Genomic DNA, 26,382 nt, shown 5'->3' with positions numbered 1-26,382 from the left:
CGAACAGCGTCATGCTAGAGTCTTGAGCGCGTTGACGATGCGGTCATTGCAACCGCCGTCAAGATATCCCCAGGACTGAGTGCCTTCTGCGTGTCTGGATATGTAGTCCGAGTATTTCGCGCCATCATTGGCCAATTCCTTGACGAAGGAAAAACACTCCGTATGGCTCGTGAATTGTCGAAGTCCGGGAATTCTATCGAAAAACTCCAGCCCCAGTTTATACACATCAAAATTGACGGTGACTTTCCTTGCCGCCGCGGACCAACGCAGAGTACTCGACCCGCTCGTCACGAAAATGTCGTGACGCGGGATCTCTTCCAGGAGCCAATTCTTGGAATATAGGGCGACACCGTCGCTTTCACCGCTGCTGACTTGATCGAAATAGGCCGGATGCACGAGGACGGTCACGGTCGCCGCACTGGTGCCCAGTTCTTCGACGATCGTATCGCGCATCGCGTCGTATGAACTGAACTCGGAAAAAGCCCCGCGTTGCATGTCATAGTTCGGGGGCAGGGAAACCAGTACGCTTGCCTTGTCCGTGCGGATCTGGGTGTGTCGGTCGTATGCCCGGGAAACCTCTTGGTCGGTCACGATGACATTGTGCATGGCATCGTCATAGGGGGATCCGGTTTCCAGGATCTGTTTCTTTTCGAGGCCTTCGTCATGGTAGAACGCTGTCATCGCGGGCGCTTCCGAGAACAGAATGTCGGCTTCCCCACCATGGGTCGTCCATGGGTTCAGGAACGTAAATCCCATGTCTGTCAGCGCCGCGATGTATTCGAGTGGATAGATTGCGGCCGCATCGCCTTCGAAATCTGCCATCCAGGACGAGGCTCCAATTCTCCCCAGGAACTCCTGCTGGCGATCGTCGAAAACGACCAGGGAGTTCTCCCGCTTTTTCGTTTTCAGGACGTTGATGAAATCTTCACGGCCGCTGGCCTCATAAGGGAGGATGACGACGGGAACGCGTAGTTTTTTCGCCGCCCGAATAAGCCAGATTTCCGCGGATATGCCATCCTCGCCAACGACCACAAGGTCGATCTTCGACCTCTTCAGAATATCCGTGTGGTAGTCCAGCTTGGTGCGAAACAGATTCCTGTAATATTTGTAGATTGTGAAATCGACGTCTTTACCCAGATATCGGGTAAGGGCAGGCACGCGCCGGTCCTTACCCGTTTGCGGGGCCAATTCATGTTTGGTGAACCTGTGGGCGTTCTCGGACAAGGGAACCGAGGGGCCCACCATCAATTCTATCTCGAATTCTCTGAGGTGCGGCAGCAAGGGTCGGATGACGGACCATTGCGCCGCGGTTTCAGCAAAAAAGAGTACTTTGGGCACGTCGCTGGTTTCTCCCCGCTTTCAAGCCTGTTAGATAGGATCGATGGTGTTTTAGCGGAATCCGCCGGAAAACCCCGCTCCACGCCGCCCAATCCAAGTCTGCTCCGTCACTTGGTGACGATCATGTAATAGTGATCGACCAGAAGCTTGAGACCGTTCGTAAGCTGCCGCGCCCGCGTGTCGGTCTGCATGGTCCAAGTACGAACGGGGTCTTCCTTGGGCTCGATTTCGAAGGAGATTTCAAATCTCTCGAAATCGATTGCCCCGCCGCGGGCCTCGACGAGTTCCCTGATCGTATCCTGACTGAATATGTTCCAGCCGGTTTCCCAGCCTACGGGGGCGCCGTCCTTGCGTTTCCTATGGCGGATCATGGTATCGACCCCAAACTCGTTGAGTGGCGAAAGGACCACGATTACGCCGCCCTTGCGGGTTACTCGGAACATGTTGTCCCAGAACGCATCGATTTCGGTTTCGTCGAAGATCGACATGCAGCCGACCGCGGTGGTGACGTCGAACCTATCGGTAAATTCCGCCGGCAGGGCGGTCGCGGAGGCTTGAACGAAAGAAGCATTCGGCAGGAGTTGTCGGCCGGTTTCCAACAGTTCCGGCGCGACATCGACACCGGTCAGGGTCGGCTCGTCCAGAATCCCGCCCAAATATCCCAACAGCTCACCCGTTGCGCATCCAACATCGAGAATATCAAGACCTTGCCCGGAAACACGAGGGGGGAGGTGGGTCCCCAGAACCTTGAAGATCTCCTTGGGCGCCGTGTTCCAGCCTTCTTTGATGTAATGGGCGTGATTGGCGTATCGGGCTTTGTCATTCACGGTTGTGCTTGCCTCTTCGCGTTCGCGGCGAACAGTAGTTCCGCCAATTGCAGATCCAGCGGTTCATCGATATCGACGCTGCTTTCGCGATCCATCAAATACCCGGCGCAGGGACGGCAGAAAAGCTGGCCGGCCTCCAGAAAGGCTTTCGCCCGAACGACATAGACGGCACCGTTCTGACGGTACAACGGTTCCAACTGATCCCGGCGGGCTTCCATCTCGTGCTCGGTCCCGAATGGCGCGAGGCCGGCCGATGTGAGCCGAACATACTTGGCCGGATGGTGATCGACTTCGGTAATGCTGAAGACAGATTCCGCATTCTTTTCCCAAAGCAATTTCACAGCCCCGTCAATGTCATCCGCTTGCCGAAGCGGGGACGTTGGCTGAAGAAGCACGACTACCTCAGGCACGAGGCCGTCGTCCCCTAGCGTTGCCAGGACCTGTTTCAGGACCATTTCACCTTTGGCCGTATCAGACGCTAATTCGTGGGGGCGTTCGATAACCCGTGCGCCCGCGGCGCGCGAGACTGCGGCAATTTCGGCATCTTCCGTGGAAACGATGACGTGGTCCACGGTGCGCGCATTCAGCGCTGCGCGAATGGCATGGGTGACCAAGGGTAGTCCGCCGACCGTTTGCAGGTTTTTGCGGGGGATGCCCTTCGACCCGCCGCGCGCGGGTATGATCGCGACCACGGGTCCGGATGTCATGACGAACCTTCCACACCGGGCTCATGCGCTGTGTCCAAGGCCCGGCTTGGGACCGCGTTTTCCAACCTGTTGTCACGCGCGTCCACGCCGCCGAGCTTCGGGGTGGTGTAGCCGAGCATGGTGTTCGACGTCAGTGTGCTTCCCGGCTCGAGATGGACCGCGATCGGGCCCTCGCATTTGTACCGCATGATCATGACGTTTTCGCAGACTTCGACCGGAGACTGTGCGCCGATCGCATTGGGGATGTCCAAAATAGTGTTGGCCTCTATGCGGGCGCTTGCCCTTTGCGATACGAAGACCCCGATTGAAACGGGCTTGTCCGTCGGCAAATTCTCGAACCAATTGCGCCGAATGGTGCAGTTTCTGTCGCCATCCGCGACCACGATCCCAACGCCTTCGCCCTGCATTGCGTCGGTTGCTTTGCTTTGTCGTTCGATGTTCCGAAACACGCAATGTTCAATTAGAGAGTTGCTGCCCGGACGGTTCACGCCGATGGCATAGGCTTCGTCGGCGTAACCGGCGATATCCTCGAAACGGCAATTCCGCACGACCAGACCGTTTCCGTCATAATCCACGCCGATAAAGTGCACGGCATCGAAGGCGATCTGCTCAATTGTCAATTCGCTCGCGCCACTGGATTGGATACCTATATCGCACTGCGTGATCTTGCCATTACGAACGGTAATTCGGTTGCCGTTTTTGATTTTTATACCGACGGTTTGTGAGCCTTCGGATCCGCATGCGATTGCGTGCCCGTTCAGGTCGATAGTAACGAGATCGCAATAGACGACGAGGGCAATGTCGCGCGCCGGGCGATACTCCCCGGTCAGGACATACAAACCGGGCGTATAGATTTTGCCGTTTTCGGGCACGGCCATTTTCCGGCGCCAGCCCGTTCCATCATCGGCTGTTACGCTGGCGGTTACCTTGGAGAGCAGCCAAAGGAAAAGCGACAATGCGCAATCCTTGAAGGCGTATGTCAGCCGCTGCGTCGGCCCGGACATCAGTTTTGGTTCTCGCTTTCCTGAATCATGGACAGGCGGACCAGATTGTCGAATTCAGGACAGCGCTGCCTCAACTCATCGAACGGCGCCACGTCGAGTATGCGCCCGCCGTCCATCATAACGATGCGGTCGCAATTCTTAAGCGTGCTGATACGGTGCGCAATCATGATCAGGGTATGCTGTCCGCGCAATTCCTCGAGACTGTCCATGAAAGCGCGTTCTGTCGCCGAATCCAATGCGGATGTGGCTTCGTCGCAAATCAGGATATTCGGGTTCATGTACAGGGATCGAGCAATTCCGAGACGTTGGCGTTGGCCGCCGGAAAGGCGCGCGCCTTCTTCGCCGATCTGGCTGTAGATCCCGTCCGGCAAGCTCCGAACGTACTCCGCCATTTGGACAACTTCCAGGGTCTTCCATACAAGGTCGTCGTCAATTTCATCGGATGCGAATGCGACATTCCGGGCAATCGTATCATCCATGAGAAAGATGCCTTGGGGAACGAAGCCGATATGACGCTGCCAAGCCCGCAAACGGGCTGGTGTATCCAGCGGTACGTCGTCGATACGCATTTCACCTTCGGAAGGCGGTACAAGGCCCATGATGAGGGCGATCAACGTCGATTTACCCGCCCCGGACGCTCCGGTGATCCCCAGGCTTTCGCCGTTGCCGATGGACAGATTGATTTGTTTGACCGCCTTCACCTCGGAGCTGGGATAGGTATAGCCGACATCCTTCAACGTAATTTCGCGCTCGAAGGGAAGCGCATCCGGTTCGATCGTCGGCTGATAGGTAGCCGGTTCCAGCGAATGCAGTTCGGCGGAGATGATTTCAATCGAATTCCGGCTGAAGTTGATCACCTGAAGCGAGGTCAGAATACGGTTCAACACGGGGGTGAGGCGGAAGAAGGTGGCCGCCATAAGGCCGAGCAAAGCCAATCCCAAGTCCTCGTCGCCGCTGAACAGAAGAAGCTGGCTGATGATCGCCAGAACCGCGACGATGACCGCGCTCTCTGTCACCAAGGGGGGGACGACGTTCAAAACCCGATTGAAGGCCTGGCGTTTGAAATTCGTCTCCTCGATGCCGCCGAAGACATCCAGAAAGTAGGCTTCCCGCGCGGTCAGTTTTGTTTCCCGGATCATGCCGATGGACTGGCGCATGACCGCCTGTCGGCGCTGATAGAGCTCGTTCAACTCCTCACCGATCCGATGAAACGGCTTGCGCATGACGAAGTAGAGCACGGCCGCGGTGCCGCAAATAAGCAACAGCCCGCCCTGGGTCGATGCCGGCAGCACGCTGACGAGAAGCGCACAAAGACCCAGCAGGATCGATATGTTTACGATGAGCTGGATCAACGAGAAGAAGAATTGATCGAACACGCTGGCCGTCAGCGAAAGATTGCGGATGATCTCGGAACTCGTTTTGACCAGATGCGTCGAATAGTCGGAGAAAAGATACATTCCCATCAACCGACGGCTCAGCGCCGTCTTCCAACGCGCCAGCAGCTGTGCGGTGAACCAATTGAAAGCCAGCATGAAACCATTCTTTCCGACCATCACGATCGCAATGATGATGATGAGAATGGCCCCGAGTGTCGCGTGCGACACATTCAGGCTGTTGATAAAGGCCTCCAGTTCCGGGATCAGGCTGAGTTTCTCCGGTGCCACGAGAATGATCAGCAACGGGAAGATAAGCCCGACCCCGGTCATCTCGATGACCGCACCGATAAAACTCAAGACGAACAGCGACCCGAATTGAAAAGCGTGGTTGCGAATGTGATCCCGCACGAATGCCAGGCCGTGTTCGCTCAGGCCGAAACGGCGGTTCGTTGTTTCCGTCATCTCGGGAACCTTTGCGGGGAACAGGAATGTATGGCGGGCGCCATGTCGACGACTCGCAGCCTAGGCTTGAGGGTCGTCGAAAACGGTATGGCGCAATTTCCAACTGTTCCCTTCGAACTTCCAAAGGTGGGGCGACCGGAAATTGTCGGTCAGGCGTTCAAAGTACGGACGGTCCATGATGGGTTGTTCGAACATCTTCGATGCGACCGGGAATTCTTCCTCGGGCACGGACAGGAACTCGAAATTTTCGCGCTCGAAACGGTCCGAATATTCGCCGTCGTACCGCCGCACCAAATGCAGGGCTTCGTCCCGATCCAACTCACCGTTCCTGACTTCCTGGGAGGAATCGTAGGTCGCGCGGCCGATGCCGAATTTGATGAAGGTCGTGTAGTAATGAAGGTCATCGATCTTGTCGTCGATCGAACTGTATTTGGAATAGGTGCCTGCCGTACGTTCCGGCGCCGCCTCGAAACCACCATGCTCGACCGCATAGTAGTAACATTCTTGCGGGTGCCAGGGCAGGTAAAAGCCCAGATATTGGACATTCAGATCGGCCTTGCGAAGCATATCTGTATCCGGCGGCAGATAGGGAGCCAGATCGTTGGCGCTGAGGCCGAAATGCTGTTGCAGGTCGCTGACCGGGGTGCCGGCAAGGTACATGTCCGTCTTGTCGGCAACCGAGAAATACTCCCAGTCCTTGTTTGCCGAGGCATTCGCAGACGAGTCGTTGCCGTATTCCGTCGGGTTTTCGCCATAGAAGACCAGCGGAATGCCGAGCTGCGCCGCGATCCGCGGCGGAAAGTACATCTGCCCCATGATGAAAGGCTGGAAGGGGTGGAACACCTGCTCCAGGGCTACGCGGGTCAACAGCCGGTGAACCTTGCCGTTCGGCGTGAAAAGGTAGTTGTCGAAACCGGAATGTACCCAAGCCTGGAAGTTGCGCCATCCCCAATCGGTGTAGATGTGCGGCGCCCAGGTCACCGTGAGCGGGTTCATTCCGAATTCGTATTTCAGCTTGTGGGCGGCATAGAAGCTGTCCTTGCCGCCGGATCCAGGGACAAGGCAATCGTAACCGCCATCCGTCCTGCGATACCGGTCGCACAGATCGCGCAACATCCTCTCGCGCTCCGCCCAGTCGACTTCGCGCTTCTTCTCGGCGACCAGGCAAGCGGAACAGACACCCTCTTCGTTGAATGCGACGGTCGGCTTCTTGGTGTCCCGCTTGTGCTTGTACTCTTTTTCCGAATTGGGTTTCTGGTTGCTGTAGGTACAGCGGGTGCAGAATGAAACGTCCCGCGGCAGTCCGTAGAACTGCTTCGGCGCCTCGGCATCCGGCGCATAGTCCGCAAGATCGACTGGCTGCGGGGTCTTGAAAATGTCCATTCTTGTCACCTTACGAACGTGTATTTTTTAGCGCGCTGGTTGCTACCAAGCGGTCAAACCACCGTCAACGACGAGGTTCTGGCCGGTTACATAGCCAGACGCGTCGCTGGCCAAATAGATCAGGGCTCCGTACATGTCCGAACGTTCCGCCATCCGGCCAAGCGGGATCCGGCTGGCGTAGTTGGCCCTGAACGTATCGTTCTGGCCGCTTTCCACGCCGCCCGGCGTCAGCACATTCACGCGAATGCCGTGCGGGCCCCAATAGGCCGATAGATATCTCGCCAAGCCGATCACGGCGGCCTTGGACGCGCTGTAGACGGCAGGGCTGCCGATACGTACCCCCATATATTCGGATCCTTCGTAGATTCGGGGATCCGGCGCCACAACTCCATAGACAGAGGACGTCATGATCACGCTGCCGCCGCGCTTTTGCGCGATCATCTGGCGGCCGACCGCTTTGGCCACAAGAAACATGCCGTCGATATTGATCGACATGATTTCGCGCCAGGTCTGTGCGTCATAGTCCTCGAAATCCGCGAAAAATGCTTTGATATCACGGGATTTTCCGGCGGCATTGCTGTGCAGAACGTCGATCCCGCCGAAATGTGAAACGGTCCGGTCGACGGCGGCCTTGACGCTCTCTTCGTCGGTCACGTCGCAAACCACGGGCAGCAGGTCGGCGCCCGCGACATCCGAGCGGATGGCGTCGGCCACGGCAGACAGACGCTGTTCATCAAGGTCGACCAATGCCACGGCAGCGCCATGCTCGGCCAGGACGCGGCAAAAACCATGTCCCAGAATGCCTGCGGCTCCCGTTACGAAGGCAGTCTTGCCCGACAGGTCGAACAGTTCGCTCATTTCCGGCACCTCATACAGAAAATCCTTCCCCGGTTCATGCGAAGGTCGCACTTTCCCCGGGGGCTAGAGTTCGTGCCGTTCTTATCACAGTCATTGTATGTAATACATCCGTGGCTGGAATGGGCGGCGTTCCGCTGCGAACCAGGCCAAGGAACCGCTCTATCGTGTTTCTGAAGGCCGAGAAGTTGTCGTTTATGTCCGTGTGCGCGTGGCCCAATTCGCCGTACAGACTGAGATGAAAGGTCTTCGCGACCATGCCGAGACAATGCAGGTCGAACGTCAGGCCGTCCTCCAGTTGCAGGCTAATCGCTTCATGTCCGGCCGGCATCCTCATGACGGAAACCGGTTTCGCCAATCCGAGCCCCGCGGCTGCGTCCAGCATGTGGACGCCATACCGTTCCATGTCGACAACGACCGCGGCAGAGAGCAGTTTCAACTTGCCGAGAGACGGAATTCGCGCGCGCAGGGCCTCGACCTCCGCCGCATAGCGTAACCCGGATGTCGACATTACCAGACCGGATTCTAGATATGGCTTGAAATAGGCCAGTTCCTCGGGATCGAGGCTCAACGGCTTGTCGATGAATACCGGAATGTTGTGGCGCAGGAAGACCTCGGCCAATTGGCGATGACAATGCCAGTCATCGCGGGCCAAAAGAACCGCGTCGACGGACCCGATCATGTCTTCGATGTTCTCGACCGCGTGCTCGATCCGGCAGGCACGGGCAATCGTCTTTGAAAGAGCAAGATCTTGCGTCCATACGGCCGTGACGCGCGCATCGGGAAACCCGAACCGTTCCGGCGCTTGGCGCTCGAGATAGTCGAGGATCACCGGCCAGTTGGCGGCAGTGAACCCCTCCTTGTCATATCCGTTGATGATGGCCGAGAAGGAGAGCGGATGGCCGTTTCCCTCGCTCAGTCCAATCACGCCAAGCCGTATCACCAGATCCCCCAGCCGCCGTCGACGCAGATGTTCTGGCCGTTGATATAGGCACCGGCATCGGAGCACAGCAACGCGGCCGCACCCTTGATCTCGTGCGGCGTGCCGATCCGGCCGCAGGGGTTCTTGCCGGCCAGACGTTCGATGAAGTCGGGATTTTCTTTCTGGGTGCTCTCGAAAGGAAACGGGCCGGGACTGATGCAGTTCGCCCGAATGCCTTTCGGCGCAAGGAAACTCGCAAGGTATTTCGTCAACTGGATCACGCCGGCTTTGGCGGCGCCGTAACTCGGCGGGTTGGCGAAACGCGGGTCGTCGTAAAGCCGATAGTCCGGCGCCACATGGCCGTACATTGAGGCGATGGATACGATGTTCCCGCGGCGGGCTTCCAGCAACGGCGTCATCGTTTTTACCGTCCTGAACACACCATTGAGCGAAGTCTCGATATCGAGGTCCCAATCCTCGTCGGAAATGGTCTCGAACGTGTTCTTCCGGCCCGACCATCCTGAATTTACCAGAATGTCGAGACCCTGCGGTGCCAAGCGACCGGTATCCGCCGCCAAATCCCGGATTGACTGCGGCTCTGTAACGTCGACGGTCAAGGCCTTGTGTTCGTTCGGAAAACGGTCCTGCAATCCCGCAAGGAAAGCGTCGCATTTTTCGCGGCTGCGGCTTGCGACAATAACGTTCGCACCGAGTTCGGCCAGCGCATAGGATATCTGGCCGCCGAGAAGGCCCGCGCCCCCGATGACGAGAGCGGTTCGCCCCTCGAGTGACATAAGGTCGGAAAGACTAGGAGCTGTTTCTGGCGCTGAGTATGGCATTGGCCCTTACAAAGTCCTCTTTTTCATCGATGTCGATTACGCTGGATGCCGAGACGATTTCCGCCCCCATCTTGCCATAGAGCAGGGAGGGGGAGTCTTCGGGCAGCTTGCCGGGGCGGAAGGCATAAACCGCGCCGTTCAGTTGGTAGGCCGGTGTCAGTTGCTGGCGCGGCTTCCACGGTATCGCCCCGTCGATGAACGGTCGTGGCGCGCCGTCTTCTACCCTCCAAGTGCGTTCCGGGTTTATGTCGGCCTGATGGAACGTGGCTATCGAATCCAGTTCTTCGTCCAAGAGGCGGTTGATGCAGCGAGACACCAGTCCGGCTTCCCGAAACGGTGACGTCGCTTCCAACAGAACCATGACTTCAATCGGGTCGCCGTCACGCTCCAACACGTCTCTCAGATGCCGGATTGCATCGATCACAAGCGCGGAATCCGTCGCCAGAGCGTCGGGGCGCCTGATGACTTCGGCGCCGTAGTCGCGCGCGACCGCCGCTATCCGGTCATCGTCTGTCGATACATAGACTTCGCCGATCTCCGGCGCCTGCTTGGCTGTTTCAATCGGCCAAGCGAGCAGTGGACGATCGCCCAACATCTCGAGATTCTTGTATGGGACGGATTTGCTGCCCCCGCGCGCGGGGATCATTGCGACGATCCTGGGCTTCCTAGTCACCCGCCGACTCCTTGTCGACGACCTGCTGAGCCCAAAGCAGATCTTCGTGACTTCCAATATCGATCCACTCTTCCGTCACCCTGAAAGAGTTCACATGCCGATCGTCGTTGATGAGTTTTTCGATCAACTGCGGGGTATCGTAACGTTCGCCCGCCGGAAGTTCGGCGATCGCGTCCGGCGAAAAGACGTATAGCCCCGCATTCACCAGATGCCAGAAGGTCGGTTTCTCCCGCAAGGCGACGACGCGATTGTCATCCAGCGTTACGCAGCCATACGGAATTCGATAGTGATGCTCGCGAACCCCGATCGTGGCCGCCACGTCGTCGCTGTTGAATTGCTTCAGCAATGCGTTGAAATCGGTACGGGTCAGGATATCGCCGTTGATCACGATCAACGGTTTGCTCTGCGGCGGAAGAAGCGAGAGGGCGCCGCAGGTTCCGAGCGGTTCAGTCTCATAGACATACTCAATTTCAACCCCGAACCGTGAGCCGTCCCCGAAATGCTCTTCAATCATATGGCCGAGGTAGTTAACGGAAATATAGAAGTGGTGGAAACCCTGGCGGATGAATGCTTCGACTTGCCGTTCGATCACAGGGACACCGCCGATCTTTACCATCGGCTTGGGCATCGTGTCCGTCAGCGGTCTCAGCCTCGATCCGCGCCCGCCGGCCATGATGACGATGGTCGCCTCGGGCGAGGGAAGCGAGTCCTCCGGATGCAGTTCCACGAGGCCAACGACCCGGTGGTTCTTGTCCACCTTCGGTATTTCGCGCACGACGAGGGCGCGCATGCGGGCCCGAACGACATAGTCGGGTTCGCTTTCATCGGCGACCTTGGGGGATCGGTTCATGATGGCCGAGACCGATTGCTCCAAATTCTCGCCTTGAGACACCGCGCGGCGAATATCCCCGTCCGTAAGTGTTCCGAGCAGGCGCTGGTCCTCGTCGCAGATCATGAGAATTTTGACCTGCGTCGCTTGTATCCTCGCCGCCGCGGCGCGGATCGGCATGGACGGCGGGATAATGATGTCTTGCAGCGATTGTCGATCAAACATCGGCTTTGAGGGGCCCTTTTTCTTCGGCGAGTTCGTCTGACTTGATCGGTTCGTCGGCCATGTAGGAGTTTTGCAGAACCCGGCCGGCGAGATCCCAGAGATGAAGCGGCGACAGGCCGTCTCCGGGGCGTTTGACGGTCAGGTCGGACGGCGAAATGCGCTCGCCGGCTGTCAGATTGCGGGCGGCGACGATCGAACCGCGCGCCGCCTTCATGTTTGCTCGCTCCGCCGTGGAGGGGGATTTTTCCCCGTTCCCCAAAGCCGCCTCAACATCCCGAATTTCTCGGACCATCGCCTTCAGTTCATCAGGCTCCAGCGACGCCTTGTGGTCCGGGCCGGGCATGTCGCGGGACATTGTGAAGTGTTTTTCCAGGGCGCAAGCACCGCGCGCGGCACTGGCAATCGCGATATGCCGCCCGATGCTATGGTCCGACAATCCGGTCTTCAGACCCGTTTCGCGCGCCAGCGTTTCCATCGCGCGCAGGTTCGTCGCGTCCGGCGGGGCGGGATACTGGGTCACGCATTGCAGGACCCAGACGATGTCCTGCAAGGGGGCTGTCCAGTACGGGGTTTCGCGCAGTGCCGCTACAGCCGCCCTGGACGGGGGAGTGCCGGTTGGGTTCTGCGTTCCCCACAGGATGATGCTCAGGCTTTCGATCACTTCTTCCAGGGTACACATGCCGGTGGACAGAATGATCGGCAGTCCGGCCCGGGCCGCTTCCAGCAGCAACAACCCGTTGACGGCCTCGCCAGAAGGAATCTTCAACCGTTTCACGCCAATTTCGTCGACCAGAAAACGCAGGCTTCCGGTATCGAACGGCGTGGACATGAATTCGATCCCGAGTGAACCGCACAGAGAGTTCAGGTCGGCATGAAGCTCGGCGCTCATTTCCAGCGCTTTCAGCATATTGTGCTGGGTGTCGGACCGACCGGTATTCGCCACTTGGTAGGATGCCATCTCGGCATCGCGGCGGACCAGCCGATCTGCGGAAAAGCTCTGAAACTTGACCGCGTCCGCGCCGGCTTCGGCGGCGACATGCACAAGCTCGCGGGCGATCGCCGGATCGCTGTTATGGTTCACACCTGCTTCGGCGATGATGAACATTTGCGCGTTGTCACTCATTGTCCACGGCTCCTTGGGTTGCGCCGACCGGGTCTTGCCACGACCGATCATTGAAAATTTTCGGGGCGCGCAACCATTCGTCAGGAGTTTCGAAAAGAATATTTGCGATGTGTTGGCCCATACCGTCAATCCGCTGGGGCGACGGCGGGGCGAAAGGATTGGATCGCTTTTTGGCAAGGGCGATGAAGTCTCGACTGAGGGCGCGGTCTATGGCTTCCTGGATGGAGCCCACATCCGTGGCGCTGTCTATTACCGATGGCGCACGCATGCGTCCCGATTGACGCATACCGACATTGATTGTCGGCGTGCCGGCGCTTGGGGCTTCGATCAAGCCGCTGGAGGAATTGCCGATGATAAAGTCGGCGTGGCTCATGGCGCTCAAAAAACCTACCTGGCCGAAGGATTCCGTGAAATGGAGACGATCGCCGAATTGGCCGCGCGCTGCGTCCAGTCGTTCCATGGCCGCGGCACTTCCCGGGTCCGCGTTCCCGCCGGTGGCGAGGATCAAGCCGTTTGAGAGAGGTCCCAGCGCCTCGAGGATCGCTCCCATTGTCGAGCCGGGATCTTCATCCGATACAGCGGTCGCGGGATGATAGACGAGCAGGGCGGTCGGATCACCCAACGGGCGGCCGATCCGGTGCTCAAATTCCGCGCGGCTGTCGAGCGGCAGGCGGGCGAAGTTTTCCAACCCCGGTGCGCCGACGACCTGAACCGAATCATCGGGTTCGCCCATTTGCAGGACCCGAAGCTTGTGTTCCTCACAACTGGTGAGGTGCAATCGGCTGAGTTTGCTGATCGCGTGTCTCGAACACTCGTCGAAACTGCCGAAAGAGACTTCACCACCGTGAAGATGTGCGACGGGAACGCGGCAAACGGATGCCGCCACCACCGCCGACAGTATTTCAAACCGGTCTCCCAGCACGAGCATGAGATCGGGAGACAGGCGTTCCAGCGCTCGCGCCGTCCCGCTGAGCACGTTGCCGGCGGCCTTCGCGGATGCGAAGGCGCTCGTCGTGTCGATATCCATCGGGATTTCGGCGGCCGGTTCGAAGCCGTCTTCCCGGATCATATCCACGGTACGGCCGAAGCTGTCGAGAAGATGCGAGCCGGTTACAAGCAATTGCAGTTCGGCGCGCGTATCCTGCTGCAGGGCGTCCAAGGTCCAACGCAGAAGACCGTAGTCAGCGCGGCTGCTGGTCACCACTGCTATGCGTCTTCCACCGGTCATGAAGACGCAGGACCTCCGAGAAACGCGCTGCTCGGCAGGCAGACGACCCGATCCGCAAGTGCTTCGGCTACCGGCAGATCGTCGCGCGGTGCGTCTGTATAGAAGTGCAGTTTGTGCATCGGGGTCCAGAACGGCCGGCAATGATAACCATGGTCATGCAAACGCTGCAGGACCGTATCGAGAGATGTTTCCGTCGGTGTTTTGAGATGCACGGCGTTAAGCCAATAGTTGCTGACGCAGTGCGCAGGCTCTCCCTGGAACCGCCAATATTTTGCCGCTGCGAAGGCATCGCGGTAGACCTGCGCCAGCGCCCGCTTCCGGCAAATCATGTCAGCAAGGCGGCTCAGTTGCGCCTGGCCGAGCGCGGCGTTCAAGGCGGGCAGGCGATAGTTGTAAGCCACTTCGCTGTGATTGAAGGCCCAGGGGTGCCTTTGTTTGGCCGTGGTGGTGAGGTGCCGGAGTTTGTCGGCGAGGGCGGCATCATTCGTAAGCACGGCGCCGCCGCCGCCGGTGGTTACCGTCTTATTACCGTTGAAGCTTGTGATGGCGGCGGCGCTTCGCGTGAAGGCGGCATTCCGTTCGTCCTTGCTGCCAAGGGACTCGGCTGCGTCCTCGACAATTTGTATGCCCCATTCCTCTGCAATGTCGCCCAGTTCATTCATCTGGCCGATATGGCCGAAGACATGGACCGGCACCAGGGCCGCAAGTCGCCTGCCAGTGTTCTTGTTATAGGTTCCGTCCGCACGCTTTTCGGCGATCCGTTCCAGATAACGGGCGAGGCGCGCCGGATCGATTCCCAGATCGTCTTCGCCGCTATCGACGAAATGCGGTGTCGCCCCCGCATGCGAGATCGAATTGGGCGTACCGACGAATGTCAGACTTGGGCACAGGACCTCGTCGCCGTTCCCGACCCCGAGCGCGACCAGGGCGATATGCAGTGCAGCCGTGCCGTTGACCATCGCGATGGCATGATCGACGCCGCAGATTTCCGCCAAACTGCGCTCAAACTCCATGACGCGGGGACCGGCATAAGAGACGAACCCTTCATCCAGCGCGGCGGCAACGGTCGATTTTTCGAGCGCTGTCAGCTCCGGCTCGTGCAGGGCGTAGGGCCCGTTCTCGGCGGGTAGAACGGCTTGGAGAATACCAAGGATTTCATCTGTGGCATTGTCCGTCATGCGCGTTTTGCTTTCTATTCCGTCGGTAAAGCTGTGGCTCGCGTCCGGAAACACTTATGCCCAGGGAAACTTGCGCTGGTGCATGTCTGTGTTCGACGCGATTTCGACAGGTGAGCCGCCTTGCTCCGCCGATGCATATGAACTTGCCAGTGCTGCGACGATTCGGTGGCCTGAGTCCCCGTCCGGGTAGTTCTCGCCCGTTAGCAGGGCCTCCATCACCGCTTTGGTCGGCCCGACATTGTCGGCCTGCGGGAAGGATATCTCCTGTCTATCCCAGGGCATGCCGAACCGGGTATTGGGTGCATCGCGGTGTTCAGGCTTGCGTGCGGTCACGATTGCCGATCCCTGCAACTCGTCCACGAATATGTGTCCCCATGTCCCGGCATAGGTTACCGTCATGCCGTGCCCCTGATCATGACCGATCGAGAGGGAGAGCCTCGGGCCGCCGGCTGTCTGGAAAAGGATATTCCCGCCCTGGTCAAAAAAATCAGGGCCCCGGGGATTGTTGATCGGCTCCCCGTTGAAGATGGCGCTGACGCGGTCCGGCCATTGTCCGGTCAGATAGTGAAAGGCCTCGATATAGTGCGATCCGTTCATCGCCAGCCCGAAGGCGCCGGCGACCACGTTCATGCTCGCCAAGGTTCCGAGTCGGCCACTCTCGAGCTCACTTTTGACGAGGCTGTACTGATCCATGAAGCGCATCTGATGATTGATCGCCAGCTTCACGCCCGCCTTACGGCACCGCGCCAGCATGGTCTCGCAATCCTCGACCGAGGTCGCCATCGGCTTTTCACACAGGATAGCTCGCGCGCCCGCGTCGGCGCCCTTGCAGGTCAGGTCGCAATGAGTTTCGGCGGTGGTTGCGATCACAAGGATGTCGGGTGTGCCCAAATCCTCGAAAAACCGGTCTGCATCGGTCGTTGCACGGTCCGCCGGTACGTCGAATTCCGTGGCAAATTTCTCAACGGACTCCGGACGACGGTCGCACACGGCCGTGATGGTGACGCCCAGTTCCCGCAGGGCCAATGCGTGTGAACGGCCCATCCGACCGGCGCCGATCAAGGCGGCTGTCTTCCCCGTGAATGCTTTCGGCTCGGCCATTATCGATTACTCCCGGTCGCCATAGGCAGTTTCAATGAACCGCGCCAATATCTTGAGGCCGGTCGGCCCGCTCTTCTCCGGATGGAATTGCATCCCCACGATCGAGTCGCGCCGGACGGCAGCGCATATTTCCTGCCCGTCATAGTCGCAGGTCGCGATTACATGCGACGGATCCACAGGGCGCGCGGCGAAAGAATGCACAAAGTAGCAACTGCTATGGGGTTCGATCGTGTCGAGCGGCGTACCTGCCCAACCGGCGCCCGTCTCCTTCAACTCACTCCAGCCGATATGAGGCACCTTGTGCGGTTTCCCATCGGCACCGACGCTCGGAATACGGTCGACGATTCCCGGTATGAAACCGAAGCCCGGTGTCCGCCCGAACTCCGTGCTCTCGTCGAGCAGCATCTGCATGCCAACGCAGACGCCGAGAAGGGGACGTCCCTTGGCAACGACTTCTCGCACGGCGTCGTCCAGTCCACGTTCCTGCAACGCCGAAATACAGCTGCCGAAGGCCCCCACGCCGGGAAGCACGATGACATCCGCCGCGGCGACGCCTTCCGGCGTCGAGTCGAAAACCGGTTCGCCCCCGGCTTCCTTGATCGCGCGGCCCATGCTGCGCAGGTTGCCTACATTGTAATCGACGATCGTGACGGCGCGTTTGGTCATGGCGTCCTCACTTCCACGCCGCCCGCAAGCGCGGCCTGTCGAATGTCATCCAGAGATAACCGGTTGTAGTGCAGCACGTCCGCAATCGCGACGGCGTCCGCGGCGGCCTGATCGTGTATGTCGATCAGATGATCCGGCTTGCCCATTCCCCCGCTTGCGATGACCGGCACCGGCACAGCGCCGGATACAGCCTTCATCAATGCAATGTCGAACCCTTTGCGGGTCCCTTCGCGGTCGACCGACGTTACCAGTACCTCGCCCGCCCCGAGATCCACGGCCTCACGCGCCCATTCTATGGCGTCCTTGCCGGTTTTCTCGCGCCCGTTGTCCACGTAGGCTTCCCATCTGTCCGGACCGATGGATTTGGCCTCAATGGATAGGACGATGCATTGGGATCCGAAAGTTCGCGCGATTTCCCGAATGAGGTCGGGTCGTTGGATGGCGGCGGTGTTGACCGCAACCTTGTCGGCGCCGGACCGCATCATCGCCTCGACATCCTGCAGCGAACGGATGCCGCCGCCGACGGTGATGGGCACAAAGACGTCTTGGGTCGTCGAATACACGAGATCGGCCAAGCTGTTTCGCCGGTACAGGCTGGCAACGACGTCCATGTAGAGAATTTCGTCAATGCCCTGAGAATAGTAGCGCTTTGCAAATTCCGCAGGATCGCCCAGTTTCCGAACACCCTCGAGGTTCACACTCTTGATCAGGTCTGGTGCCTTCACATCGAGCCGGGCAATCAGTCTGAATTTACTCATATGAAAAACCTGTGATGGCCGCGCGCCACATGAATAGACGGACAGATAGTATAAGGTGCAGTGTTAAGTTTGTGCTATTCTTCCGGAAGTGGCTATTCCCTATTCGAATCCGCCGTGCGCAGCAAGCTTGCATATGAGATCTCAGGCGCTTGCCTTGGGGCGGTTGTGCCACCGGGTTCCAATCATGACGCATTCGAAGACAGGACGCGCAATGGCTGCTCCGCCCTTTGATCCCCTTGGCGGCGTGACATAGCCTTCCACGACCAGCGGGAATCCGGATTAAGGTGATCCACGTCCGAGGGAGGGTTGAATGTCGGAGCCGACACTTGAGGCCGCGATCGGTGCCGAAATACGGCGCCAGCGCAAGAAGCAGGACATGACGGTCGCCATGCTGGCGGAGGCGGCAGGCCTTTCCCAAGGCATGTTGTCCAAGATCGAGACGGGGCAGACCAGTCCGTCGCTCTCGACGCTTGCCGGCATATCGGATGCGCTCGCCTTGCCGCTGTCCGCGTTTTTCACCGCGTCCGAGCGCAGTCGCGATGTTTCCTTCGTCCCGGCAGGGGAAGGCATCAAGATCGACCGGCGCGGGACGCGCGTGGGTCATCTCTATCAATTGCTGGGGCATTCGGTCCGCGGGCCGCTTCAGGTCGAACCCTATCTGATCACGCTGACCGAAGGATCGGAGACCTATGACGAGTTTCGTCATGAGGGCATGGAGTTCATCTACATGCTGTCCGGCAAGGTGGTCTACCGGCACGGTGACAGCCTCTATACGATGGGTCCGGGCGACTCCCTGTTCTTCGACGCCTTGTCTCCTCACGGACCTGCCGATCTGCTCGATTTGCCCGCAGTTTACCTGTCGATCATAACCAACGCCGAAGGGGGCGGGAACACGTAAAATATTCCCTTGATTAAACCAAAATTCCTGATATGCATATTTCTCCTTTCCGCGAGCAGGAATGACGAGGCATGTGCGGCATAGTTGGACTTTTCCTGAAAGATGAAGGTTTACGGGGGCGCCTCGGCGCGATGTTCGGCCCTATGCTGGCCGAGATGTCGGACCGGGGCCCGGACAGCGCGGGCTTTGCGATTTACCGCGCCGATGTGTCCGAAGAGGCGAAAGCGACCCTCTACGACCCGGACGAGAACTACGACTGGTCCGAGTTGACCGAGGCGATGAGCGATGATTTCGGTGCCCCCGTCGCCTGGGAACGAATGGCCACCCATGCGATCCTGCACGGCAAGGCGACCGCAGCGGCCATGCGGGATTGGCTGGTGCGCAACAGGCCCGGTGTACGGGTCATGAGTACGGGCTCGTCGCTTGAGATCTACAAGGAGATCGGGTTGCCGGCGGACGTGATGTCCCGGTTCGGCGTCTCGCAGATGGCGGGCAGCCACATGATCGGTCATACGCGCATGGCGACGGAGAGCGCCGTGACGACGGAAGGCGCGCATCCCTTCAACACCGGTGAGGATCTTTGCCTGGTCCATAACGGCAGCCTGTCGAACCATAACAGCCTTAAGCGGATGTTGATGCGCGAAGGGCTCGTTTTTCAGACGCAGAACGATTCCGAGGTTGCGGCCGGTTACCTTGCCTGGCGTCTCAGCCAGGGGGCGGCGCTGAAGGATGCGCTGGAAGCGTCGGTCCGGGATCTCGACGGGTTTTACACCTTCACGGTGGGAACGAAGGACGGCTTCGCGGTGCTGCGCGATCCGATCGCCTGCAAGCCGGCGGTTATCGCCGAAAGCGACGATTGGGTGGCCATGGCTTCGGAATACCGGGCGCTCGCCCGTTTGCCCGGCGTCGAAAAAGCCACCGTTTGGGAGCCGAAACCCGGCACCGTGTATAGTTGGGGGCATGCCTAGTCATCATGTTGACGATCGATTTGAATGAAACGGACCTGCGTCAGGCGAACCGGTTGCTGAAGCGCAAGGACGGCGGGACGGATACGACTTTTGAAGTGCGCAATCCCCGCGGGGCCCATGCACTGGCGGCAGGCTTGGATGAAGACGTCGATGTCTCGGTCCAGGGCCATGTCGGTTATTACTGTGCAGGCATGAACAAGCAGGCCCGTGTGACCGTGCACGGCAATGCAGGGGTCGGACTGGCCGAGAACATGATGAGCGGCACGGTCCGGGTGACGGGCGACGCAAGCCAGTCCGCCGGGGCGACCGGCCATGGCGGGCTGCTGGTCATCGAGGGCAACGCCTCTTCGCGGTGCGGGATCTCAATGAAAGGGATCGATATCGTCGTCGGCGGGTCGGTCGGGCACAATACGGCCTTCATGGCGCAAGCAGGCAATCTGGTGATCCTTGGAGATGCCGACGACGGTTTGGGCGATTCCATCTACGAGGCGGTGATCTACCTCCGGGGTGAGGCAAAGGGTCTCGGGGCCGATTGCATCGAGAAGGAAATGACCGCGGATCACTTGGCGACCCTGACCGACCTGTTGAAACGGGCGGGTGTCGATGCCGATCCGGCTCAGTTCCGCCGCTATGGCTCGGCCCGCCAGCTGTACAATTTCAAGATCGACAATATCGGCGCCTATTAGGGAATTATCGATGTCCGACGCTACTGCCCATCTGCGAGAATCTCACCTGTTCGACCGGGCGACCATGCACGAGATCCAACGTGCATCCTCGGAAGGCATCTATCGGATCCGTGGTTTCGGCGCGAAACGAAAACTACCGCATTTCGATGATCTGGTCTTCCTAGGGGCCAGTGTTTCCCGCTATCCGCTGGAAGGGTATCGCGAGGCTTGCGGGACCGATGTGACATTGGGCACCCGTTTCGCGGAAAAACCGCTGACGATCGACATCCCCATCACCATCGCGGGGATGAGCTTCGGGTCGCTTTCCGCCAATGCCAAGGAGGCCCTGGGGCGTGGCGCTTCGGAAGTCGGCACCAGCACCACGACCGGCGACGGTGGTATGACGCCGGAGGAACGCGGGCATTCCACGAAACTGGTTTATCAGTATCTGCCGTCGCGTTACGGCATGAACCCGGATGATTTGCGCAAGGCCGATGCCATCGAGGTGGTGATCGGGCAGGGCGCGAAGCCGGGCGGCGGCGGCATGCTGCTGGGACAGAAAATCACCGACCGGGTCGCCGAAATGAGGACCCTGCCGAAGGACATCGATCAGCGCAGTGCCTGCCGCCACCCCGATTGGACCGGTCCGGACGACCTGGAAATCAAGATCCGCGAATTGCGCGAAATCACCGATTGGCAGGTGCCGATCTACGTCAAGGTCGGTGCGACGCGGACCTATTACGACACGATGCTGGCGGTGAAGTCCGGCGCGGATGTCATCGTGGTCGATGGGATGCAGGGCGGCACCGGGGCGACCCAGGAATGTTTTATCGAGCATGTCGGTATCCCGACCCTCCCGGCCGTGCGGCTCGCGGCGGAGGCGCTGCAGGAACTTGGAATGCATCGCAAGGGTGTGCAGCTGATCGTTTCCGGCGGGATCCGCAGCGGCGCGGATGTCGCGAAGGCCATCGCGTTGGGCGCCGATGCGGTTTCCATCGGCACGGCGGCCCTGATTGCGCTTGGCGACAATCGACCGGACCTTGCGGAAGAGTACGCAAAACTTGGAACGGCGCCGGGCTTCTACGAGGACTGGCAGGCCGGTAACGATCCGGCAGGAATCACGACACAGGATCCGAAGCTGGCCGCGCGTTTGAACCCGGCTGAAAGCGGACATCGGCTTGCCAACTATCTGCGCGTCCTGACGCTCGAGGCACAGACCATCGCGCGGGCCTGCGGTAAGAGCCACGTGCACAATCTTGAGCCCGAGGACTTGAACGCGTTGACGGTGGAAGCCGCGGCAATGGCGAAAGTTCCCCTGGCAGGGACGGATTGGATTCCGGGACAGGGTTACTGACGAAACTAGGGGGAGATCCGGCATGGCCAGCAAGCTTGCTGCTTTTGCGAAGTCAAACGGCGTAAAGTTTTTTCTGATCAATTTCACGGATCTCTGCGGCATTCAGCGCTCCAAACTGGTGCCGGCGCAGGCTATCGCGGACATGGAGGCCAATGGTGCCGGTTTCGCCGGTTTCGCGACCCATCTGGACATGACACCGGCCCATCCGGACATGTTCGCGGTGCCTGACCCGGACAGCGTCGTCCAACTTCCCTGGAAGCCGGAAGTGGCCTGGGTCGCAAGTGATCTGGTCATGGAAGGCAAGCCGGTCGAACAGGCGCCGCGCGTGGTCCTGAAAAAGGCCCTGGCCGCTGCGGCGAAGGCGGGTTTCACATTCAAGACGGGCGTGGAAGCGGAGTTCCACCTGATCACGTCGGAAGGGGATGGTATTTCCGATCCGGCGGATATCGCTGCCAAACCCTGTTACGACCAACAAGCGGTGATGCGCCGGTACGATGTCATTTCCGAAATTTGCGAGGCGATGATCGGCCTTGGATGGGGTCCGTATCAGAACGATCACGAGGATGCCAATGGTCAGTTCGAGATGAACTGGGACTATGCCGATGCGCTTGTGACGGCCGACCGGCATGCCTTCTTCAAGTTCATGGTCAAGTCGATTGCCGAAAAGCACGGGCTTCGCGCCACCTTCATGCCGAAGCCGTTCATGCACCTGACCGGCAATGGGTGTCACATGCATATGTCCCTTTGGGACAAGACCGGCAAGAAATGCGTGTTTCTGGACAAGAAGGGCGAACTGGGAATGTCGTCCACGGCATACAATTTCCTGGGTGGCATGCTGGCTCATGCGCAGGGGCTGTGCGCGATTACCAACCCTACCGTCAACAGCTACAAACGGATCAATGCCCCTGTCACCGCGTCCGGCGCGACCTGGGCGCCGAACACGGTCAGTTATGGCGGCAATAACCGAACCCATATGGTCCGCATTCCCGATCCGGGCCGTTTCGAACTGCGCCTGGCCGACGGGGCGGCAAACCCCTATCTGATGACCGCCGCCGTCCTTGTGGCCGGTCTGGAAGGGATCGAGAAAAAATCCGATCCCGGGAAGCGCCTGGATATCGACATGTATACGGAAGGCCACAAGGCGCGCGGTGCGAAACGCCTGCCGCTCTACCTGTTGGACGCCATCCGTGCATTTGAGAAGGACAAGGCACTGGGCGCCGCCCTCGGCACGGAATTCGCGGATGCCTACGTGAAAATCAAGACCGATGAGTGGAACGGATATGCCCGTTTCCTCACCGATTGGGAACGGGTGAACACGCTGGACTGCTGATCGGCAACTAACCTCAGTAACCGTGGGGTTTTCCGTTCAAACCATTTCCGTGTCCCGGTGCCATGGACGTCTGAAATAGGTGAATTGTACGAGGCAGATGGCGGACAATGCCCACCACCATGTCTGCCAAATCCCGATGCTGAGGAAAACAATTACGAACCACGCGGCGAGCCAGGCGAGGGTGTAGGGTGCCGTCTCCCGCCGGCTACCCGAGGCGAAAAAGAAAACGACGGCGGTCAGAACGATGCAGAACAGCAACGCGCCGACAATGCCCAATTCAAGATGGATTTGCAGCGAGACATTGTGCGGATGCAGGGGCAGCGCGGGGCTGTCCTTCAATGTCGGGAAGACACCCGTCAGTTCCTGAAGATAGGGTGAAAAGGACTGGGTTTCGCTCAAGGGGCGCTCCGCGCCCGGTAATACACGGGCTGTATCCATTCCCCAGCCGAGAAGCGGTTTCTCCTGGATCTTGTTGGCTGCGAAATTCCAGATCGCCAAGCGATGTGCAGCGGAGAAGGCGCCTGCTTCAACCGCCGAGGACAGTCCGTTTTTCATCACCTGCTGATTGGTCGCTACGAAAGGCATGGCCAGCACGGTTGAGAAAATGACGGTCCCGAAAAGAGCCGCGGCCGCTTTCCTGTTCAACGTTGCGACGGCAAAGGCGACCAGACCGGCAACCGCTGCAGCCAGCGCGGCGGAATTGCTGGAAGCGACAAGGATGGCGGGGGTCGCAAGGATCAATAGCCGGGACAGCATCCGATGGTCGGTGCGATGGGCGGCTAAGGCGGCCGGCCAAGCCAATAGCACAAGATAGGTCGCGGGTCGGTTCAACACCTGAAATTTGTCGAGGTCCGGAGCATCACCCCAAACCGCCTTGGACAATAATCCGAAAAAAGCTTCTGCCGCGATAAGCGCAAGCAGGGCGAAAACGGACAGAACGATACCGACTAGGAAACCGCGTGGCGGTGGGGCAAGCCTTTGCGCGGCGTAGAGCGCGAGAAAGGCAGTTAACAACAGCAGGCCAAGCCGCTTCAGCCTTTGCAGGCTGTCGTCCGGGTTGATCGACCAGAAACAGCTTGCCGCGATGTATCCGAGGCATATTCCCGTGATGGCCAGCCAGAACAGCAGGACGGGATCAGGCGCAAGTTTTCGACCAATCCCGGATTTCCCGTCTCGTTGCAGAAAGGCCGCAGCGACTAGCAGGACCGCTAATAGGATCAGGACGATCGGCGCCTGCTGCGAAGCGACAAAAGACGCGACGGGCAGGGCACAAAGCAATACGAAAGTCACCCAGACGGGTATTGAATGTGCCGGGTTTGGCTTCGGGTCCTGAACCACGTCGATACGCTCGCTATCAATGGCGGGCAGGAACCGGTCCGTTCCGGGCACGCTCATTGGATATGAATGAGTGATCAGGACTGTTTAAATTGAATCGTCGACCGCTCACACCCTTACGCGAGCTCTATTATGGCAAAATCTGAAAGGCGACGGATGTTTGTGCGGTTTTGGGGTTTCAATGGGTGATGCGCGGTTTCGATCCGTTGGGTAGCGCTGTGGTCAGTTTTTGAGCGGAAGCGGCCTTCTCCGGAGCAGTTCTAGAGACCATTTCAGCCTGAAGGTCCGCGATTGCCTTTTCCAGTACGACGACACGCGTTTGCAGGTCGCCCAGTCGCCCTGGCGCTGTAAGGATTTGACTGGTCCCGGAGACGATCTGACGACCAAGGCGCAAGGCCGCCGGACCACCTCGCGCGACCTTTCCAAGCGCTTGGGTGATCCAGATGCCGATCCGTTTGGACTGTCGCGGCGGTAACGCGGCCACGCCCCATCCCATAATCGTCGTGGCCCCCAACCAGACGACGAGTCCGGCACCATCCCCCACGGCGATCAGGACAGCGGCGGGCACCAGCGCCGCGAACAAAGCTAGGACGGCTCGCCTTTGTCCTGTGTAGGGCGGTAAACCGGAGACGCGCCTGCGCTTCGGGTCGGTTGCGGCGATATACACGACGGCGGTCAACGTCACGGCGATTGCGGCGATGTAAGAGGCAACAATCATTCGGCGGGTTCCGGAACAGCAGCTCGGACTGGGACGCCGGGTCGACTTTTCCGCCGCAGGCAGAAGAACAACAGCAGACCGCCGCCGATCAACAGCATCAGATCGATCGAAAATATGGCACCCCGGTTGAAGGCCAAGGCCTCCGCCCAACTCGTCCCGCCCATGGCCATCCGCGTGACGGGCAGGAGCAGACAGCCGACAGCGATTATCCGGCGGAAGATCGCCGACAGTTGATCGTCCCGGTGCGTTGCGAATCCCAAGGCAATCGCGGACAGGGCGGTGAAGACGAACCCTGCCGGCGTCCACCAGAAAGGATCATCCCCCGGCAGAGCCAGTAGATAGGCATAGGTACAGCCCAGGATCGACAGCGGCAGGCCATAACCGACCACCGTCACCGCACGCGCGAAACCGCGCCATAACCGATCGTCCTGTCGGCGCCGGATCCACAGACGCAGGCCGGAGAGAATGACAAAGCTCATTGCCGCGCCGAGGCCCACCCAGATTGATTTGGACAGGACACCGGCAAAATGGCCGAAATGCAGCGGTGCCATCAATCCGGCAAGATCACTGGCGGTCGACGGCGTATTCCCGACAATGGGCCTACGCCCCAGGAATTGCCCCTTGGCACCGTCGAATACGTTGTGGACGTATTGCAGGGTTCCGGCCGGAGGGTAATGCCAGATGCTGATGCGGGAATCCGCCCGCCCATAGCGGGAAATGCCGATATAGGTCGGAACCGACCCTGTAATTCTTGACGATTCCGCGATCATCGCATCCAGATCGGCCATCGGAATACGGGTTTCGTCCGTCACGACCGGCGGTTCGAATAGTGTTTCCGCCATTGCTTCCCGGTCGCCGCCGAACGCGATCATGCTCAACAGGGGAAAACCGACAGACCCTGCGAAACTGAAGTATGACCCGGTAAAGCCGAGCAGAAACGCGAAGGGAAGGGACCAACTGGCTGCCAGGATATGCCGATCGCGCGACGTCACCAGGCGCTCGCCCCTGCGTACCGGGACGAACAGGTCGCGGATCAGGTGCCGATGCAGCAGGAAACCTGTCGCGCCTGCGGCCATCATCGACAGGCCCAGGATGCCGGTGAGGATCAGACCCCAGGGCTCTGGGACATAAAGCTGTACGTGAAGATCGATCAGGAAGCGACTCAAAGCACTGGCAGCCCATGCCGGCTGATCCTCCCAGATGAAGCCTTCGTGGCGTTCCAGCACGTCGCCCGTTATCGGGTCGGCGCGGAACATGGTACCGATATCGCTCATTTCCCCGGTATCCGGGTTCCGCGCATGACCATGCGGAAAGACCATCAGGTGGCCTTGTTCATTTACCCAGACCCCGACCTCCTGCTGATAGCCTTTGCTGACCTTGTCGATCAAAGGGCGGACCTTGTCGTCTATCGATGCGGTTATTTGATCCGTGCTGCGCGGGCCGCCTACCGACCATGAAGCGATCTCGGACTCGAAGACCACGACCGTGCCGGTAACCACCACTGCGTAGAGAAGCAGGCCCAGCACGATGCCGGACCAGCCGTGTATGGCGGTCAGTCTCTTCAATTGGGATTGTGATAGCGCTTGCATGGTTGTGGCTCCCAATGGCGAAAGGGACGAT

The 26,382-nt window shown here is 59.3% G+C and carries 25 protein-coding genes; 5 read left to right on the top strand and 20 right to left on the bottom strand.

Annotation, left to right across the window (positions count from 1 at the left end; genetic code table 11):
* Window positions 1-9: 9 nt before the first annotated feature.
* From ACQK2G_RS12945 to hisF, 17 genes are all read right to left on the bottom strand, one after another.
* Window positions 10-1,338: a hypothetical protein gene (locus tag ACQK2G_RS12945; protein ID WP_425405452.1), complete on the bottom strand. Its 1,329-nt coding sequence runs from the start codon at window positions 1,336-1,338 to the stop codon at window positions 10-12.
* A 107-nt stretch (window positions 1,339-1,445) separates the two neighbouring features.
* Window positions 1,446-2,165, bottom strand: coding sequence for a class I SAM-dependent methyltransferase (locus ACQK2G_RS12940; RefSeq protein WP_425405451.1), 720 nt, complete (start codon window positions 2,163-2,165; stop codon window positions 1,446-1,448).
* On the bottom strand, window positions 2,162-2,872 hold the full coding sequence (locus tag ACQK2G_RS12935) for a cytidylyltransferase domain-containing protein (protein ID WP_425405450.1): 711 nt from the start codon (window positions 2,870-2,872) through the stop codon (window positions 2,162-2,164). The genes ACQK2G_RS12940 and ACQK2G_RS12935 overlap by 4 nt, the downstream gene beginning before the upstream one ends.
* Window positions 2,869-3,876: a right-handed parallel beta-helix repeat-containing protein gene (locus ACQK2G_RS12930; RefSeq protein WP_425405449.1), complete on the bottom strand. Its 1,008-nt coding sequence runs from the start codon at window positions 3,874-3,876 to the stop codon at window positions 2,869-2,871. Before ACQK2G_RS12930 ends, ACQK2G_RS12935 begins: the two co-directional genes overlap by 4 nt.
* Window positions 3,876-5,714, bottom strand: coding sequence for an ABC transporter ATP-binding protein (locus ACQK2G_RS12925; protein ID WP_425405448.1), 1,839 nt, complete (start codon window positions 5,712-5,714; stop codon window positions 3,876-3,878). Before ACQK2G_RS12925 ends, ACQK2G_RS12930 begins: the two co-directional genes overlap by 1 nt.
* Window positions 5,715-5,774: 60 nt before the next feature.
* On the bottom strand, window positions 5,775-7,097 hold the full coding sequence (locus ACQK2G_RS12920; RefSeq protein ID WP_425405447.1) for an N-acetyl sugar amidotransferase: 1,323 nt from the start codon (window positions 7,095-7,097) through the stop codon (window positions 5,775-5,777).
* Between the two features lie 42 nt (window positions 7,098-7,139).
* A complete protein-coding gene (locus ACQK2G_RS12915; protein ID WP_425405446.1) occupies window positions 7,140-7,955 on the bottom strand; it encodes an SDR family oxidoreductase in 816 nt (271 codons plus the stop codon).
* Window positions 7,956-7,989: 34 nt separating this feature from the next.
* A complete protein-coding gene (locus ACQK2G_RS12910) occupies window positions 7,990-8,895 on the bottom strand; it encodes a Gfo/Idh/MocA family oxidoreductase (protein WP_425405445.1) in 906 nt (301 codons plus the stop codon).
* Window positions 8,892-9,668 (bottom strand): SDR family oxidoreductase, encoded by a 777-nt coding sequence (locus ACQK2G_RS12905; protein WP_425405444.1) that lies wholly within the window; start codon window positions 9,666-9,668, stop codon window positions 8,892-8,894. The genes ACQK2G_RS12910 and ACQK2G_RS12905 overlap by 4 nt, the downstream gene beginning before the upstream one ends.
* Window positions 9,669-9,681: 13 nt before the next feature.
* Window positions 9,682-10,386 carry a cytidylyltransferase domain-containing protein gene (locus tag ACQK2G_RS12900; protein ID WP_425405443.1) on the bottom strand — a complete coding sequence of 235 codons (705 nt, stop codon included), beginning with the start codon at window positions 10,384-10,386 and terminating at the stop codon, window positions 9,682-9,684.
* Window positions 10,379-11,440: a nucleotidyltransferase family protein gene (locus ACQK2G_RS12895; RefSeq protein WP_425405442.1), complete on the bottom strand. Its 1,062-nt coding sequence runs from the start codon at window positions 11,438-11,440 to the stop codon at window positions 10,379-10,381. Before ACQK2G_RS12895 ends, ACQK2G_RS12900 begins: the two co-directional genes overlap by 8 nt.
* Window positions 11,433-12,563, bottom strand: a complete 1,131-nt coding sequence (gene neuB / locus ACQK2G_RS12890) for an N-acetylneuraminate synthase (RefSeq protein WP_425405441.1) — start codon at window positions 12,561-12,563, stop codon at window positions 11,433-11,435. The genes ACQK2G_RS12895 and neuB overlap by 8 nt, the downstream gene beginning before the upstream one ends.
* Entirely contained in the window at window positions 12,556-13,791 is a 1,236-nt protein-coding gene (neuC, locus tag ACQK2G_RS12885; protein WP_425405440.1) for a UDP-N-acetylglucosamine 2-epimerase, read from the bottom strand. Before neuC ends, neuB begins: the two co-directional genes overlap by 8 nt.
* The gene (locus ACQK2G_RS12880; RefSeq protein WP_425405439.1) at window positions 13,788-14,969 is read right to left on the bottom strand and encodes a LegC family aminotransferase; all 1,182 of its coding nucleotides are present in this window, start codon (window positions 14,967-14,969) and stop codon (window positions 13,788-13,790) included. The genes neuC and ACQK2G_RS12880 overlap by 4 nt, the downstream gene beginning before the upstream one ends.
* 54 nt (window positions 14,970-15,023) lie before the next feature.
* On the bottom strand, window positions 15,024-16,070 hold the full coding sequence (locus tag ACQK2G_RS12875) for a Gfo/Idh/MocA family protein (RefSeq protein ID WP_425405438.1): 1,047 nt from the start codon (window positions 16,068-16,070) through the stop codon (window positions 15,024-15,026).
* Window positions 16,071-16,076: 6 nt separating this feature from the next.
* Complete coding sequence (gene hisH, locus ACQK2G_RS12870) at window positions 16,077-16,736, bottom strand: imidazole glycerol phosphate synthase subunit HisH (RefSeq protein ID WP_425405437.1); 660 nt, start codon at window positions 16,734-16,736, stop codon at window positions 16,077-16,079.
* On the bottom strand, window positions 16,733-17,494 hold the full coding sequence (hisF, locus tag ACQK2G_RS12865) for an imidazole glycerol phosphate synthase subunit HisF (RefSeq protein ID WP_425405436.1): 762 nt from the start codon (window positions 17,492-17,494) through the stop codon (window positions 16,733-16,735). Before hisF ends, hisH begins: the two co-directional genes overlap by 4 nt.
* A 310-nt stretch (window positions 17,495-17,804) precedes the next feature.
* Here hisF and ACQK2G_RS12860 point away from each other — a divergent pair, with 310 nt between their 5' ends.
* The 5 genes from ACQK2G_RS12860 (at window position 17,805) to glnT (ending at window position 22,709) form a co-directional block, all read left to right on the top strand.
* On the top strand, window positions 17,805-18,392 hold the full coding sequence (locus ACQK2G_RS12860) for a helix-turn-helix domain-containing protein (RefSeq protein ID WP_425405435.1): 588 nt from the start codon (window positions 17,805-17,807) through the stop codon (window positions 18,390-18,392).
* A gap of 71 nt (window positions 18,393-18,463) precedes the next feature.
* The gene (locus ACQK2G_RS12855) at window positions 18,464-19,360 is read left to right on the top strand and encodes a class II glutamine amidotransferase (RefSeq protein WP_425405434.1); all 897 of its coding nucleotides are present in this window, start codon (window positions 18,464-18,466) and stop codon (window positions 19,358-19,360) included.
* Window positions 19,361-19,365: 5 nt separating this feature from the next.
* Window positions 19,366-20,046 (top strand): protein GlxC, encoded by a 681-nt coding sequence (locus ACQK2G_RS12850; RefSeq protein WP_425405433.1) that lies wholly within the window; start codon window positions 19,366-19,368, stop codon window positions 20,044-20,046.
* 10 nt (window positions 20,047-20,056) lie between these two features.
* Window positions 20,057-21,379 (top strand): FMN-binding glutamate synthase family protein, encoded by a 1,323-nt coding sequence (locus ACQK2G_RS12845; protein ID WP_425405432.1) that lies wholly within the window; start codon window positions 20,057-20,059, stop codon window positions 21,377-21,379.
* 22 nt (window positions 21,380-21,401) lie between these two features.
* The gene (gene glnT / locus ACQK2G_RS12840) at window positions 21,402-22,709 is read left to right on the top strand and encodes a type III glutamate--ammonia ligase (protein ID WP_425405431.1); all 1,308 of its coding nucleotides are present in this window, start codon (window positions 21,402-21,404) and stop codon (window positions 22,707-22,709) included.
* A gap of 36 nt (window positions 22,710-22,745) precedes the next feature.
* Here the strand turns inward: glnT and ACQK2G_RS12835 are convergent, their stop codons facing one another.
* The 3 genes from ACQK2G_RS12835 to ACQK2G_RS12825 form a co-directional block, all read right to left on the bottom strand.
* Window positions 22,746-24,104 carry an O-antigen ligase family protein gene (locus ACQK2G_RS12835; RefSeq protein ID WP_425405430.1) on the bottom strand — a complete coding sequence of 453 codons (1,359 nt, stop codon included), beginning with the start codon at window positions 24,102-24,104 and terminating at the stop codon, window positions 22,746-22,748.
* Between the two features lie 118 nt (window positions 24,105-24,222).
* On the bottom strand, window positions 24,223-24,762 hold the full coding sequence (locus tag ACQK2G_RS12830) for a hypothetical protein (RefSeq protein ID WP_425405429.1): 540 nt from the start codon (window positions 24,760-24,762) through the stop codon (window positions 24,223-24,225).
* The gene (locus ACQK2G_RS12825) at window positions 24,759-26,351 is read right to left on the bottom strand and encodes a PepSY domain-containing protein (RefSeq protein WP_425405428.1); all 1,593 of its coding nucleotides are present in this window, start codon (window positions 26,349-26,351) and stop codon (window positions 24,759-24,761) included. The genes ACQK2G_RS12830 and ACQK2G_RS12825 overlap by 4 nt, the downstream gene beginning before the upstream one ends.
* Window positions 26,352-26,382: the final 31 nt, after the last annotated feature.

This window comes from Hwanghaeella sp. (genome assembly GCF_965227365.1).
In the GTDB taxonomy this organism is placed as follows: domain Bacteria; phylum Pseudomonadota; class Alphaproteobacteria; order UBA8366; family Aestuariispiraceae; genus Hwanghaeella.
The sequence above is the reverse complement of the archived record's forward strand: the minus strand, read 5'-3'. Positions and strand labels throughout refer to the sequence as shown.